Source organism: Rhodococcus sp. Z13_19A (assembly GCF_058133575.1).
Window position 1 is genome coordinate 1 of the sequence record NZ_JBYUNN010000001.1, and the last position, 14,160, is coordinate 14,160.

Here is a 14,160-nt window from a genome sequence, read left to right on the forward strand (position 1 = left end):
CGAATGAAGGAGCCAAAACAAAATAAATTGGCACTGACATTCATCGGCACACTGTTGAGTTCTCAAAGAACACACGCTCACCTGCTCCGCCGAGCTGTTCGCTTGGCCTCGCCGGGGCAACCACTCTAGGTTACCAGGACCACCCCGGGGGGTGCAACTCGGTCCCGATCGAGATGATCAGATCCGGTTGAGGCAACCGTTCTAGCCTACCCGAACCGCCTGGCCTAGTGCAACCTGGCCGATCCGGGCCCCCCGGTCGTCCTCGTCCGGCCGTGACTGCACCAGATGATTTCTTGCGGGGGTGGCACCTACGTCGATGGGACAGGATCTGGGCCGTGGCCCGGAGCTTGTCGCTCTGTCGTGCGGTGCATGGAGAAAACTACGCGGCCCGCCGGGCCCCAGTCAAATCTGCTGGTCAGGGGCCCGGCGGGGGTTTACTCCGCGTTCTGCGCCGCCAGGACCACGTCCACGATCTGGTCCATGATCTCGGTCATCGCGTAGTCCTTCGGTGTGAATACCTGAGTAACGCCCTTGGCGCGCAGGATCTTTGCGTCCTCCGGCGGGATGATGCCACCCACCACCACAGGGATGTCCCCTGCTCCGGCAGCGGCGAGGCCGTCCACCACGGCGGGCACGACCTCCAGGTGTGAGCCCGACAACACGGACAGTCCGACCACGTGCACCCCCTCCTGCACCGCGGCCGCGACGATCTGGGCGGGGGTCAGTCGGATGCCCTGGTAGATCACCTCGAAGCCGCAGTCGCGGGCGCGCACCGCGATCTGCTCGGCGCCGTTGGAGTGCCCGTCCAGGCCCGGCTTGCCCACCAGCATGCGCAGGCGGCCACCGACGATGTCCTCGGCGGCCTTCACGTGCTCGCGCACCTTGGCGATCTCCGCACCGGCCTCACCGCCGGTCGAGGCCGCGGCGACTCCCGTGGGAGCGCGGTACTCACCGAAGACCTCGCGCAGCGCGCCGGCCCACTCCCCCGTGGTGACCCCGGCCCGGGCGCAGGCCATGCTCGCCGGCATCAGGTTGTCCCCGGTCTTGGCGGTGTCCCGCAGGGACTGCAGGGCTGCCTCCACCTCCTCGGCGTCACGGGAGCTCTTCCACTCCTGCAGCGCGGTGACTGCGGCCGCCTCGACCGCGGGGTCGACCACCTCGATTGCGCCGGCACCCTCGGCCTGCAGGGGGCTCGGCTCGGTGCCCTGGAACTTGTTCACACCCACCACGACGTCGTCCCCGGTCTCCATGCGCCGGCGGTGCTCCGCCAGGGACGAGACCAGCTCGGACTTCATGTAGCCGCTCTCGACGGCCGCGACCGCGCCGCCCATCTCCTGCACCTTGTCGATCTCGGCCCGGGCGCCCTGGACGATGTCGGCCACCGCCGCCTCGATCACGTGGCTGCCGGCGAAGATGTCCTCGTACTCCAGCAGGTCGGTCTCGTAGGCGAGCACCTGCTGCATGCGCAGGGCCCACTGCTGGTCCCAGGGGCGCGGCAGCCCCAGCGCCTCGTTCCAGGCCGGCAGCTGCACGGCGCGGGCCCGCGCGTCACGCGACATCGTCACGGCGAGCATCTCGAGCACGATGCGCTGGATGTTGTTCTCCGGCTGCGCCTCGGTGAGCCCGAGGGAGTTCACCTGCACCCCGTAGCGGAAGCGACGCTGCTTGGCGTCGGTGACCCCGTAGCGCTCGGCCACCAGCTCCTGCCACAGCTGGCCGAAGGCGCGCATCTTGCACATCTCCTCGACGAAGCGCAGCCCGGCGTTGACGAAGAAGGAGATGCGCCCGACCACCTCGCCGAACCGCTCCTCCGGCACCTGCCCGGAGTCGCGCACCGAGTCGAGCACGGCGATCGCGGTGCACAGCGCGTAGGCCACCTCCTGCACCGGCGTGGCGCCCGCCTCCTGCAGGTGGTAGCTGCAGATGTTGATCGGGTTCCACTTGGGGATGGTGGTGACGGTGTAGGCCACCATGTCGGTGATCAGCCGCAGGCTCGGCTCCGGGGGGAAGACGTACGTCCCGCGGGAGAGGTACTCCTTGATGATGTCGTTCTGCGTGGTCCCGGCGAGCTTGCTGAGCACCTCGTCGCGATCGAGCCCCTCCGCCTCGGCCTGCTCCTCCGCGACCACCTGGTACAGCGCCAGCAGCCACATGGCCGGGGCGTTGATGGTCATGGAGGTGTTGGCCGTCGCCAGCGGGATGTCCTGGAACAGGGTGCGCATGTCCCCCAGGTGGCTCACCGGCACCCCCACCTTGCCGACCTCACCCTTGGCGAGCTCGTCGTCGGGGTCGTAGCCGGTCTGGGTGGGCAGGTCGAAGGCCACCGAGAGGCCGGTCTGACCCTTCTCCAGGTTGCGCCGGTAGAGCGCGTTGGATGCGGTGGCCGAGGAGTGACCGGCATAGGTGCGCATCACCCAGGGTCGATCACGTTCTCGGTCGCTGGGATAGGGCACGGCAAACCTCCGCGTTGGCTGGGGACCTCAAGGGCCCGTCCGGCATAGGTGTCCATCAGACGTAACACCTAAGCCTACTGGCCAGTAGCGTTGCCGAGACAGCACGGGCGGTCTGCTCAGCCCCCAGGTCGTCGCGGCGCCCGCGACGACGGGAGATCAGTCGTGCACGCGCTCGATCTGCGCGCCGAGCTGCTGCAGCTGCTCCACGAACATCGGGTAGCCGCGGTCGATGTGGAACACGTCCCACACCAGCGTCTCGCCCTCGGCGCACAGGGCCGCCAGCACCAGGGCCGCACCGGCCCGGATGTCCGACGCCCACACCGGCGCGCTGGACAGTCGCTCCACGCCACGGACCACCGCGTGGTGGCCGTCGGTGCGTGCGTCCGCGCCGAGCCGCACCATCTCCTCCACGAAGCGGAACCGCGCCTCGAAGACGTTCTCGGTGATCATGGAGGTGCCCTCGGCCACTGCGGCGAGGCCGATGGCCATCGGCTGCAGGTCGGTGGGAAAGCCGGGGAACGGCAACGTCACGAAGTCCACGGCGCGGGGCCGGTCCTGCTGCAGCACCCGGAACCCGTCCGGGCTCTCCTCCACCACGGCGCCGGCGTTCTTCAGCTTCTCCAGCACCAGGTGCAGGTGCGCGGGATCGATGCCGGTCACCGTGACGTCCCCGCGAGTCATCGCCGCGGCCATCCCCCACGTTGCGGCGACGATGCGGTCGCCGATCACCCGGTGCTCGGTGGGGTGCAGGGACTCGACCCCCCGCACGGTGAGCGTGGAGGTGCCAGCGCCGGAGACGTCGGCACCCATCTGGTTGAGCATGTCGCACAGGTCGACGATGTCGGGCTCGCGGGCGGCGTTGCCGATGGTGGTCTCCCCCTTGGCCAGCACCGCCGCCATGAGGATGTTCTCGGTGGCGCCCACCGACGGGTAGTCCAGCACCATCTCGGCGCCGTGCAGGTTCTCCGCCTCGGCCACCACGCAGCCGTGCGCGATGGCGCTCTCCGCCCCCAGCATCCGCAGCCCCGCCTGGTGCATGTCCAACGGGCGCGAGCCGATGGCGTCGCCGCCGGGCAGGGCCACCACCGCGCGGCGACAGCGCGCCACCAGCGGGCCGAGCACGCAGACCGACGCCCGCAGGCGGCCCATCGCGGGAAAGTCCGCGTGGTGGCTCAGCTCGGCAGGAGTGGTGATCCGGGCGACGTCGCCGACCAGCTCGACCGTGCAGCCGAGTCCCCGCAGCACCTCCGCCATCAGGGGCACGTCGAGGATGTCGGGACAGTTGGTGATGGTGGTGGTGCCCTCAGCCAGCAGCGCAGCAGCCATCAGCTTCAGGACGCTGTTCTTTGCACCGCTCACGGTGATCTCGCCGGCCAGGCGCCCTCCACCGGACACCCGGAAATGCTCGCTCACAGGCGGTCACCCTAGCCGCTGCCGCCGGTGGGCATGAGGCCGGCTGCACTCGCGGTACCGTTCGCCCATGGCTGTGCACCTCACTCGCATCTACACACGCACCGGAGACGACGGGACCTCAGGCCTCAGCGACTTCTCCCGGGTCTCCAAGTGCGACCCCCGGCTGGTCGCCTACGCGGACACCGACGAGACCAACGCGGCGATCGGCGTGGTCCTCGCGCTGGCGCCGCCGCCCCAGGAGATCGTGGAGGTGCTGCGCCAGATCCAGAACGACCTCTTCGACGCCGGTGCCGACCTGTCCACGCCGGTGGTGGACAACCCCCAGTACCCGCCGCTGCGCATCACGCAGGCCTACATCGACCGGCTCGAGCGCTGGTGCGACCAGTACAACGCCCAGCTCGAGCCGCTGAGCTCCTTCATCCTCCCCGGGGGCACGCCGACCGCGGCGCTGCTGCACACCGCCCGGGTGGTCTCCCGGCGCGCCGAGCGCAGCGCGTGGGCCCAGGTGAACGCCTCGCCCGAGGACACCAGCAAGCTCCCCGCCACCTACCTCAACCGGCTGTCGGACCTGCTGTTCATCCTCTGCCGGCTGGCCAACCCGGACGGCGACGTCCTCTGGGAGCCCGGCGCCGGTCGCTGACCCGACAGCTCGGAGCAACGTCCGCACAACGACAGAAGACGCCGCCGGCGCCAGGTTCGCGAACCTGGCGCCGGCGGCGTCTGTTGTCTGTCTGGTGGAGCCGTTGGCTCAGCACCGACGACCGTCTCAGTGCCTGCGCACCCGGCGGGCCCGCCCCGGGGGGCTGGACTCCACCCAGGAGAGGAAGGCGGTGAGCTGGCCTCCGGTGAGCGCCAGCTCGGTCTCCTGCTCCCCGTCAGTCACGTGCAGCACCACTGTGCCGGTGGGGACCACGTCGCCCTCCGAGGCATCGGCGTCGCGACGTCCGAGGACCTCGATGCCGCAGCGCTGCAGCCTGCGGTCCGGACCGGGCCGCAGGCTGGAGACGCGGAAGAGAACCAAGTCCTCCTCCTGGTAACGCATGACCCCGTGGCGCCACCCCTTGCCGCGACTGGCGGGCAGCGCCCGGGCCACGATCTGGGTGCCACCCCGACGGAGCAGCTGCACGCGGTGGCCGGCAAAGAGCAGCACCGCCACGAGCAGGCCTATGACAGCCACGGTCGCAACGGTCTGTACCAGCTCCACCGCAGACAGTCTCTAGGCCTCGCGTCGATCAGCTGCTGCGCTCGATCGCGCGGATTCGACCCCGCGCGATGAGGGCATTGGTCTCGTCCTCGGTAGCCTCGGCGCTCCAGTGGTGCAACGCCTCCCGAGCCTCCTCGACGTCGATCTCATCAGCCATGTCCGCAGACTCGGCCAGGACCGACACCTTGGACGCGGTGACGGAGATGAATCCGCCGTGCACCGCCGCGACCACGCGGTCACCGTCAGTCGTGTTGATGATGACGATGCCGCCCTCGACGAGCTGTCCCAGCACCGGCTCGTGCCCAGGCATGATGCCCAGCTCGCCCTCGGTGGTCTGGGCGACCACCATGCTCGCCGTGCCGGACCACACGCTGCGCTCCACCGCGACGAGCTCAACCGTCATCTCAGCCATGTCGAGCTCCTCTCCGGGCCCCGGTCACTTGCCCTGGAGCTTCTTGGCGTTGGCCTCGACGTCGTCGAGGCCACCGCAGCTCACGAAGGCCTGCTCGGGCAGGTGGTCGTACTCGCCCTTGGTGACCTTGTCGAAGGCCTCGATGGTCTCCTTGAGCGGGACGTAGGAGCCGTCCTGGCCGGTGAACTGCTTCGCGACGAAGAAGTTCTGACCGAGGAAGCGCTCGATGCGACGCGCCCGGTTGACCAGGACCTTGTCCTCCTCGGCGAGCTCGTCCATGCCGAGGATGGCGATGATGTCCTGCAGCTCCTTGTAGCGCTGCAGGATGCGGATGACCTCCTGCGAGACCCGGTAGTGGTCCTCGCCGACGATCATCGGGTCGAGGATCCGCGACGTCGAGCTCAGCGGGTCCACGGCCGGGTAGATGCCCTTCTGGGTGATCGCACGCGAGAGCTCCGTGGTGGCATCCAGGTGGGCGAAGGTGGTCGCCGGCGCGGGGTCGGTGTAGTCGTCGGCGGGGACGTAGATGGCCTGCAGCGAGGTGATGGAGTTTCCTCGCGTGGAGGTGATCCGCTCCTGCAGCTCGCCCATCTCGTCGGCCAGGGTGGGCTGGTAGCCCACGGCGGAGGGCATGCGACCCAGCAGGGTCGAGACCTCGGAGCCGGCCTGGGTGAACCGGAAGATGTTGTCGATGAAGAGCAGCACGTCCTGGTTCTTCACGTCGCGGAAGTACTCCGCCATCGTGAGGGCCGACAGGGCGACGCGCATGCGCGTGCCCGGCGGCTCGTCCATCTGGCCGAAGACCAAGGCGGTCTGCTCGATGACGCCGGACTCGGTCATCTCCTCGATGAGGTCGTTGCCCTCACGGGTGCGCTCGCCGACACCGGCGAACACCGAGACGCCACCGAACTCCTGCGCGACTCGACGAATCATCTCCTGGATGAGCACGGTCTTGCCCACACCGGCACCACCGAACAGGCCGATCTTGCCGCCCTGCACGTACGGGGTGAGCAGGTCGATGACCTTGATGCCGGTCTCGAGGATCTGCGTCTTGCCCTCGAGCTGGTCGAACGCTGGGGGCTTGCGGTGGATGCCCCACTGCTCGCCGTCGCGGCCGGTGCCGGGCGCGTCGAGGCAGTCACCGAGGGCGTTGAACACGTGGCCCTTGACGACGTCGCCGACGGGAACCGAGATCGGCTTGCCGGTGTCGGTCACCTCAGCGCCACGGACCAGGCCGTCGGTGGGCTGCATGGAGATGGCGCGCACCAGGTTGTCACCGAGGTGCTGGGCCACCTCCAGGGTCAGCTTCTTGGCCACCGTCTCGAGAGTGATCTCGGCGTGCAGGGCGTTGAACAGCTCGGGGATGGCGCCACGCGGGAACTCCACGTCGACGACCGGACCGATGACGCGGACGACGCGGCCTGCCTGGTCGGAGCCAGCCTCGCTGGCAGAGTCAAGTGTGCTTGCAGCAGTCATGTCAGTCATTCTCTCAATCGTTTTCCGCGCCAGCGGACAGCGCGTTCGCGCCACCGACGATCTCGCTGATCTCCTGGGTGATCTGGGCTTGCCGCGCCTGGTTCGCCTCGCGGCTCAACGTGCGCACCAACTCGTTCGCATTGTCGGTGGCGGCCTTCATCGCGGTTCGTCGTGCTGCCGACTCCGACGCGGCGGCGTCCAGCAGTGCCGCGTAGATCCGGGTGTTCACGTACTTCGGCAGGAGCGCCTCGAGCAGAGCCTCGGGCGCCGGCTCGAAGTCGTACATGGCCTGCGGACCGCTGTCGCGCTCCTGGACCACCTCGCCCTCGGCCATCGCCGCCTCGGCCCGCGACGAGCCGGAGTCGTCAGACTCCGACTCGTCGAGGTCGTCGACGTAGGTGACCTCGAGCGGGGCGACCCGCTTGACCACCGGCGTCTGGGTGAGCATGGACTCGAAGCGGGTGTAGACGATGTGGAGCTCGTCCACACCCTCCACGTCCACCGGCTCGCCGTCGACGCCGTCGATCTGCACGGTCTCGCCGGTGCCCGCGATGAAGCGGGCCACCATCTGCTCGCCGGCACGGGCGGCGTCCTCGTAGCCCGGCTGCTGGGAGAAGCCGGTCCAGGACGCCTCGATCTCGCGGCCGCGGAAGGTGTAGAAACCCACCCCCTTCTGGCCGAGGACGTACAGCACCGGCTCCTTGCCCTCGCTGCGCAACAGCTCCTGCAGCTCCTCGGCGGCGCGCAGCACGTTGGCGTTGTAGCCACCGGCCATGCCGCGGTCGCTGGTGACGATCAGCACCGCGGCCCGCTTGGGCTCGGGCCGCTCGGTCAGCAGAGGGTGGTCCAGCGATGCCGCCGCGCCCGCGAGGGCGGACAGCACCTTGGTGATCTCTTCCGCGTACGGCTTGGACGCCTGGACCCGGGCCTGGGCCTTGGTGATGCGGGAGGTAGCGATGAGCTCCTGCGCCTTGGTGATCTTCTTGGTCGAGTTGATCGACCTGATCCGCTGGCGCAGCTCGCGTAGCTGGGCAGCCATGTCAGGCGGTCACTTCCCCGCGGAGCTGGTGGCCGGCCGCTGCTTGTTGACCTTGACCTTCTCCTGGTCGACCTCGTCCGCGTCCATGGCCTCGGCCTCGGGCTCGTTGACCACGGAGGTGCCGTCCGAGGAGGTGAACTGCTGCTTGAACTCGTTCACGACCTTGACCAGGCGCTCGGCGTTGTCGTCGGAGAGGTTCTTGGTCTGCCGGATGTCGCCAAGGATGTCGTCGTCGCTGCGACGGATGTGCTCCAGCAGCTCCTTCTCGAACCGGCGGACGTCGGCGATCGGCACGGAGTCGAAGTGGCCCTCGCTGCCGAGGTAGATCACCACGATCTGCTCGTCCACCGGCACCGGGGAGTACTGCCCCTGCTTGAGCAGCTCCACCAGGCGCGCGCCACGGTCGAGCTGTGCCTTGGACGCGGCGTCGAGGTCGGAGGCGAAGGCGGAGAACGCCTCCAGCTCGCGGTACTGAGCCAGGTCCAGACGCAGCGAGCCGGACACCTTCTTCATGCCCTTGATCTGCGCAGAGCCACCGACGCGGGAGACCGAGATACCCACGTTGACGGCGGGACGCACACCCTGGTTGAAGAGGTCGGACTCCAGGAAGCACTGACCGTCGGTGATCGAGATGACGTTGGTCGGGATGTACGCCGAGACGTCACCGGCCTTGGTCTCGATGATCGGCAGCCCGGTCATGGAGCCCGCGCCCAGGTCGTCGGACAGCTTCGCGCAACGCTCCAGCAGGCGGGAGTGCAGGTAGAAGACGTCGCCGGGGTAGGCCTCGCGGCCCGGCGGGCGACGCAGCAGCAGCGAGATGGTGCGGTAGGCCTCAGCCTGCTTGGTCAGGTCGTCGAAGACGATCAGGACGTGCTTGCCCTGGTACATCCAGTGCTGGCCGATGGCCGAGCCGGAGTAGGGAGCAAGCCACTTGAAGCCGGCGGAGTCCGACGCGGGGGCGGCGACGATGGTGGTGTACTCCATCGCGCCCGCCTCCTCGAGGGCGGTCTTGACGCCGGCGATCGTGGAGCCCTTCTGGCCGATCGCGACGTAGATGCAGCGCACCTGCTGCTCCGGGTCGCCGGTCGCCCAGGCTTCCTTCTGGTTCATGATCGCGTCGATGCAGACCGCGGTCTTGCCGGTCTTGCGGTCGCCGATGATCAGCTGGCGCTGGCCGCGGCCGATCGGCGTCATGGCGTCGATCGCCTTGATGCCAGTCTGCAGCGGCTGCTTCACAGGCTGACGCTCGAGCACGGTGGCGGCCTGCAGCTCGAGGGCGCGGTCGCCCTCGGACTCGATCTCGCCCAGGCCGTCGATCGGCTGGCCGAGGGGGTTGATGACGCGACCGAGGAAGTTGTCGCCCACGGGCACGGAGAGCACGGCGCCGGTGCGCCGGACCTCCTGGCCCTCCTCGATGCCCTCGTAGTTGCCCAGGATGACCGCGCCGATCTCGCTCGCGTCGAGGTTGAGCGCCACTCCGAGGATTCCACCAGGGAACTCCAGGAGCTCGTTGCTCATCGCCGAGGGGAGACCGCTGATGTGGGCGATACCGTCACCGGTGTCCGTCACCAGGCCGACCTCCTCGCGGGAGGCCTCCGGGGAGTAGCTCGAGGTGTAGTTCTCGATCGCACTACGAATCTCGTCGGAGGAGATCGTCAGCTCCGCCATGTCACTGTCCTGCTCTCAGTAGTCGTGCCACTGTCTCGTTGCGCTCGTTCACAAAGGTAATGCTCCGCTGCTGCGGCCGATTCAGCCAGCCAACCTGCGGCGAAGCTCGTCCACGCGGCCGGCAATGCTGCCGTCGATGACCTCGTCACCAACCTGCACGACCATGCCGCCGATGAGCTCCGGGTCGACCTCGACGTGCAAGGTGACCTCGCGGCCGTAGGTCCGACCGAGGCTGGCCGCCAGCCGCTCCTCCTGCTGAGCACTGAGTGCAACTGCAGAACGAACGTGGGCGACCGATTTCTCCCGAAGCGTCGCGGCGAGCGCGGCGAGGGAGTCGAGGCCGTCGGCCGGCTCCTCGCGGTGCCGGGCCACCAGCTGGTCCACCAAGATCTTGGTGGTGTTGGTGGCCTTGCCGGACAGCAGGTTGTCCATCAGCTCGCGCTTGCCGGCGGCATCTGCCGTCGGGTCGCCGAGCACCCGCTCCAGCGCGGGGCTGCCCGCAACGATGCGTCCGAGCCGGAACAGCTCGTCCTCCACCGCGTCGAGCTCACCAGTCTGGTGGGCGTGGCGCAGCAGCAGCTCGCGGGCGAGCAGCTGCAGCGAGTCCACCAGGTCACGCGGTGAGGACCAGCGCTGCTCGGCCGCGGCCTTGACCACGTCCAGGGCTCCGTCGCTGATCTGGTTGCCGAGCACCCTGGAGACCAGGCTGACCCGGCCGGATGCCTCGGTGGAGGCGTCGGCCAGCGCCCGCCGCAGAGCGCGCTCGCCGTCCAGGAGCCCGACGACGGCAAAGAGGTCCTTGCCCACTTGTTCGGCGTCGGCGGCCGAGGCGGGGAGGTTCTCCCGCACCGCGGCCACGGCCTCACGACTTGCGGCGTACATCAAGACTCCCGTCGCGTAGCAAGGACTCCGGCGCGGGCGCCGGCCGGGTCCGTCATCGTGACGAGCTCATCGCGTCGAGCTCGTCGAGGAAGCGGTCGACCGTGGCAGAGCGCTTGGAGTCGTCCGCGAGGGACTCCCCCACCAGGCGCTCGGCCAGGTCCACCGAGGTGCGACCCAGGTCGGAGCGCAGCTCAGCGATGATCTGCTGGCGCTGCGCGGTGAGCTGGTTGTGACCCTGCGTCACGATGCGCTCGCTCTCCTGCTGAGCCTGCACGCGCATCTCGTCGATGATCTGCTGGCCCTGTGCACGGGCGTCGTCGCGAATCCGGGCCGCCTCGCCGCGGGCCTCGGCCAGCTGCGCGTTGTAGCGGTCCAGCGCGGCCTTGGCCTCGGCCTGAGCCTGCTCGGCCTTGGCGATGCCACCCTCGATCTTCTCGGTGCGCTCCTGCAGGACAGCCTGGAAGCGGGGCAGGACGTACTTCCAGAACGCGATGCCGATGATGATGATGCAGACGGTGGACCAGACGATGTCGTAGGTCGCCGGAAGGAGCGGGTTCTGCTCCTCCGTCGTCTCCGCGGCCAGTAGTGCGATCGGCGTCATCGGAATCAGAAGATGAAGCCGGCGACGAGGCCGATCAGCGCGAGGGCCTCGGTGAAGGCGATACCGAGGAACATCGTGGTGCGCAGCTGGCCGGCCATCTCGGGCTGGCGGGCCATGCCCTCGATGGTCTTGCCGACGACGATGCCGATGCCGATGCCCGGGCCGATGGCCGCGAGGCCGTAGCCGATGGCGCCGTAGCCGGTGGCCTTGGTCTCCGTCGCCTGCGCGAGGACGTCTGCAGCTTGAAGCGCGACACTCATGTGGAGTCCCGTTACCTTTCTGTTGGCCGGACCCGGTGTCGGTACCGGGTCAGGTCGTCTGGTGCCGGAGGTGCCCGGCTAGGTGGAGCAGATCAGTGTTCGGCGGCGAGCGCCAGGTCAATGTAGACCGCGGCGAGCAGCGCGAAGATGTACGCCTGCAGGAAGATCACGAGCATCTCGAAGAGCGTGAAGAGGAAGCCCATGACCAGGCTGGGAAGGCCGAAGAGCTTCAGCGCTCCGCCGCCGTCGAAGAGGAAGTAGCTGGTCGCGCCGAAGAACAGCACCAGCAGGATGTGGCCGGCCAGCATGTTGGCCAGCAGTCGCACCGTGAGGGTGAACGGACGCAGCAGGAAGGTCGAGACGAACTCGATCGGGATCACGATCAGCAGCAGCGGCTTGGGCAGGTTGGGGACGACAAGGCTGTCCTTCATGTGCCCGCCGAAGCCCTTGGCCTTGATGCCGGCGTAGTTGAACACCACGTAGGTGAGCAGCGCCAGCACCAGCGGCATGCCGATCAGCGCGTTGGTGGAGATGTTCAGCAGCGGGATGACACCGGTCGCGTTGAGCGTGAGCACGGTGAAGAAGATGACCGCGATCACCGGCAGGAACCGGCGGCCGTTCACCTTGCCGAGGATCTCGTCGGCGATCTGGATGCGGACGAAGTCCAGCGCCAGCTCACCGAAGTTCTGCACGCCCCGGGGCACGATCTGCGGCTTGCGCATCGCGATGTAGAAGAACAGGACGAGCAGCAGCGAGAACGCCACCCTGATCAGCATCAGCCGATTCATCTCGAAGGGCGTGCCGTCGAAGAGGACGGAGGATGGGTAGAAGTCGTCCAGCGACGGCGGGTGGTACTCGCCGTCGGAGGCGGCCGTGACGATGACGCTCAGCGGTCTCTCCCGTGATCGGGCGGGGAGTGTTGACCCCGGTGCCTACGGATGTGAACAAGTGCAGCCTGACTCCGTGCCCAAGATGCTGGGCGAGTCACGACCCTGGATGCGGGCCTGACCTTACCAAGTCATTGGACAGGATCGCACCAGCGGGGCTGCGGCGCTAGGCGGCGTCCTCGGAGTGGGGCGCGACGTAGGGCACGTTGGTGCTCAGCACCGCCCGCGTCTCCAGCGCCAGCACCGCGATCGCCTCGATCGCGATGACGATGACGAACGTTGGGTGGCTGTAGAACTCGAGGTCCCGCAGCACGGCGACGACGCCGATGAAGACGAGGATCTTGAGCAGGAAGGATCCCAGCACCGCCGCCCCCATCACGGTGGGCTCGCTGCGGGCCGTGAGGAGCACGACAATGGCCGTGATCACGACAAATCCCCCACCCACTGCAGCGCCCAGCAGCGCGCCCCACAGGCCCTCCAGGCCGGCGATGGCGGAGGCGACGGCGGCCGCGACGACCGTCAGGACCAGCAGTCCGAGGACGCCCTGGCGCACGGCGGCGCGCAGCGCGGCCGTCGGGTCGGAGGACGTCGGGCGGGGGGTGGGGTTGTCCGTGCTCACGGCACACAGGGTACGGGGGCAGCATCCCGAGGCGCACGGGCCCGACTAGCCCTCTGCACTCCTGCGGGGGTCGCGCAGCCGCGGGATCGCCGAGCCCAGGAGGGCGACCGCCAGCCCCACCACCATCACCAGCGCCACCACCCGGACGTCGAAGATCGTGGTGGCCACCGCGCCGAAGGCGATCACCCCGGTCCAGAAGTAGATGAGCAGCACCGAGCGGCGGTGCGAGTGGCCAAGGCTCAGCAACCGGTGGTGCAGGTGCATCTTGTCCGGGGCGAACGGGCTGCGCCCGGCCCTGGTGCGGCGGACGATGGCCATCAGCAGGTCGAGCACCGGGACGAAGCTCACGGCACCGACGACGAGCAGCGGGGTGAGCAGGGCGACCAGGTCACGGCCGCCGTAGGCGATCGGCGACACCTTGCCCGACGCGCTGGTGGACACCGCGGCGAGCATCAGCCCGATGAGCATGGAGCCGGAGTCACCCATGAAGATGCGGGCCGGCTCGAAGTTGTGCGGCAGGAACCCCAGGCACACCCCGGCGAGCACGGCGGCGATGAGCGCGGGCGGGTAGTTGCTGACGTCTCCCCCGGACCGGTCGAGCAGGCCGAGGGAGAAGGCACACATGGCGAGCGCCGCGATCAGCCCGATGCCGGCCGCGAGCCCGTCCAGGCCGTCGACGAAGTTCATCGCGTTGACCAGCAGCACCGTGACCCCCACGGTCACCAGGCCGGACTGCAGCTGGTCGAAGACCAGGATGTTGTTGCCCGCGCCGAGGGGGAAGTACACCTGCAGCCACTGCAGCCCGAGCAGCACCAGCACCCCGGCGGCGGTGACCTGGCCGGCGAACTTGGTGAGCGAGTCCAGCCCGAACCGGTCGTCGATGGCGCCGACCAGCACGATCACCAGCCCGGCCCACAGCACCGCGGTGACGTCGGAGCTGTAGTCGAAGCCGCGGGTCAGCGCCGGCAGCTGCGCCGCCAGCAGCATGGCCGCGAGCACACCCAGGTACATCCCCACCCCGCCGAGTCGCGGGGTGGGGGTGACGTGGACGTCGCGGTCGCGGGGGTAGGCCACCGCGCCGATCCGGATGGCGACCACCCGGATGATCCCGGTGGCCAGGAAGGTGACGACGGCAGCCGTCAGCCCGACCAGCGCCAGCTCCCGGATCGGGACGCCGGTCCCGCCGGGGGCGATCAGCGCGACAGTGTCCCCCCGTTGCAGCGGCACGGTGTCAGCCGGGCCTCAG

General features: G+C 68.8%; 14 protein-coding genes. 1 reads left to right on the forward strand and 13 read right to left on the reverse strand.

The window, feature by feature from the left end; all coding sequences use genetic code 11:
- Positions 1 to 434: 434 nt before the first annotated feature.
- Both AC3YNX_RS00005 and murA read right to left on the reverse strand, forming a co-directional pair.
- Entirely contained in the window at positions 435 to 2,453 is a 2,019-nt protein-coding gene (locus tag AC3YNX_RS00005) for a protein meaA (RefSeq protein ID WP_127783767.1), read from the reverse strand.
- 156 nt (positions 2,454 to 2,609) lie between these two features.
- A complete protein-coding gene (gene murA, locus AC3YNX_RS00010; RefSeq protein WP_127783768.1) occupies positions 2,610 to 3,866 on the reverse strand; it encodes a UDP-N-acetylglucosamine 1-carboxyvinyltransferase in 1,257 nt (418 codons plus the stop codon).
- Positions 3,867 to 3,933: 67 nt separating this feature from the next.
- Between murA and AC3YNX_RS00015 the strand changes: the two genes are divergently transcribed.
- Positions 3,934 to 4,506 (forward strand): cob(I)yrinic acid a,c-diamide adenosyltransferase, encoded by a 573-nt coding sequence (locus AC3YNX_RS00015; RefSeq protein WP_127783769.1) that lies wholly within the window; start codon positions 3,934 to 3,936, stop codon positions 4,504 to 4,506.
- A 126-nt stretch (positions 4,507 to 4,632) separates the two neighbouring features.
- On the opposite strand, the gene AC3YNX_RS00020 is transcribed toward AC3YNX_RS00015, so the two are convergent.
- The 11 genes from AC3YNX_RS00020 to AC3YNX_RS00070 all read right to left on the reverse strand — a co-directional run bounded on the left by AC3YNX_RS00020 (position 4,633) and on the right by AC3YNX_RS00070 (position 14,135).
- Complete coding sequence (locus tag AC3YNX_RS00020; protein ID WP_489981749.1) at positions 4,633 to 5,043, reverse strand: DUF2550 domain-containing protein; 411 nt, start codon at positions 5,041 to 5,043, stop codon at positions 4,633 to 4,635.
- Positions 5,044 to 5,098: 55 nt separating this feature from the next.
- On the reverse strand, positions 5,099 to 5,482 hold the full coding sequence (locus AC3YNX_RS00025; protein ID WP_127783771.1) for a F0F1 ATP synthase subunit epsilon: 384 nt from the start codon (positions 5,480 to 5,482) through the stop codon (positions 5,099 to 5,101).
- Between the two features lie 24 nt (positions 5,483 to 5,506).
- Entirely contained in the window at positions 5,507 to 6,958 is a 1,452-nt protein-coding gene (gene atpD / locus AC3YNX_RS00030; RefSeq protein ID WP_127783772.1) for a F0F1 ATP synthase subunit beta, read from the reverse strand.
- Positions 6,959 to 6,971: 13 nt separating this feature from the next.
- Entirely contained in the window at positions 6,972 to 7,997 is a 1,026-nt protein-coding gene (locus tag AC3YNX_RS00035; RefSeq protein WP_489994247.1) for a F0F1 ATP synthase subunit gamma, read from the reverse strand.
- Between the two features lie 9 nt (positions 7,998 to 8,006).
- The gene (atpA, locus tag AC3YNX_RS00040; protein WP_127783774.1) at positions 8,007 to 9,665 is read right to left on the reverse strand and encodes a F0F1 ATP synthase subunit alpha; all 1,659 of its coding nucleotides are present in this window, start codon (positions 9,663 to 9,665) and stop codon (positions 8,007 to 8,009) included.
- A gap of 81 nt (positions 9,666 to 9,746) precedes the next feature.
- Positions 9,747 to 10,547 (reverse strand): F0F1 ATP synthase subunit delta, encoded by an 801-nt coding sequence (locus AC3YNX_RS00045; RefSeq protein WP_489994248.1) that lies wholly within the window; start codon positions 10,545 to 10,547, stop codon positions 9,747 to 9,749.
- Between the two features lie 52 nt (positions 10,548 to 10,599).
- A complete protein-coding gene (locus AC3YNX_RS00050; protein ID WP_127783776.1) occupies positions 10,600 to 11,148 on the reverse strand; it encodes a F0F1 ATP synthase subunit B in 549 nt (182 codons plus the stop codon).
- 5 nt (positions 11,149 to 11,153) lie between these two features.
- Positions 11,154 to 11,408: an ATP synthase F0 subunit C gene (locus tag AC3YNX_RS00055; protein ID WP_127783777.1), complete on the reverse strand. Its 255-nt coding sequence runs from the start codon at positions 11,406 to 11,408 to the stop codon at positions 11,154 to 11,156.
- A gap of 92 nt (positions 11,409 to 11,500) precedes the next feature.
- Positions 11,501 to 12,298, reverse strand: a complete 798-nt coding sequence (atpB, locus tag AC3YNX_RS00060) for a F0F1 ATP synthase subunit A (RefSeq protein ID WP_127783778.1) — start codon at positions 12,296 to 12,298, stop codon at positions 11,501 to 11,503.
- Positions 12,299 to 12,461: 163 nt separating this feature from the next.
- Complete coding sequence (locus AC3YNX_RS00065; RefSeq protein WP_127783779.1) at positions 12,462 to 12,914, reverse strand: Cg1360 family ATP-synthase-associated protein; 453 nt, start codon at positions 12,912 to 12,914, stop codon at positions 12,462 to 12,464.
- Between the two features lie 45 nt (positions 12,915 to 12,959).
- Entirely contained in the window at positions 12,960 to 14,135 is a 1,176-nt protein-coding gene (locus AC3YNX_RS00070) for a glycosyltransferase family 4 protein (protein WP_489994952.1), read from the reverse strand.
- Positions 14,136 to 14,160: the final 25 nt, after the last annotated feature.

What these genes read in the sequence shown, in the direction of transcription:
- AC3YNX_RS00015 (WP_127783769.1), top strand. Translation starts at nt 3,934, where the DNA reads ATGGCTGTGCACCTCACTCGCATCTACACACGCACCGGAGACGACGGG.
- AC3YNX_RS00025 (WP_127783771.1), bottom strand. Translation starts at nt 5,482, where the DNA reads ATGGCTGAGATGACGGTTGAGCTCGTCGCGGTGGAGCGCAGCGTGTGG.
- atpD (WP_127783772.1), bottom strand. Translation starts at nt 6,958, where the DNA reads ATGACTGCTGCAAGCACACTTGACTCTGCCAGCGAGGCTGGCTCCGAC.
- AC3YNX_RS00035 (WP_489994247.1), bottom strand. Translation starts at nt 7,997, where the DNA reads ATGGCTGCCCAGCTACGCGAGCTGCGCCAGCGGATCAGGTCGATCAAC.
- atpA (WP_127783774.1), bottom strand. Translation starts at nt 9,665, where the DNA reads ATGGCGGAGCTGACGATCTCCTCCGACGAGATTCGTAGTGCGATCGAG.
- AC3YNX_RS00045 (WP_489994248.1), bottom strand. Translation starts at nt 10,547, where the DNA reads ATGTACGCCGCAAGTCGTGAGGCCGTGGCCGCGGTGCGGGAGAACCTC.
- AC3YNX_RS00050 (WP_127783776.1), bottom strand. Translation starts at nt 11,148, where the DNA reads ATGACGCCGATCGCACTACTGGCCGCGGAGACGACGGAGGAGCAGAAC.
- AC3YNX_RS00055 (WP_127783777.1), bottom strand. Translation starts at nt 11,408, where the DNA reads ATGAGTGTCGCGCTTCAAGCTGCAGACGTCCTCGCGCAGGCGACGGAG.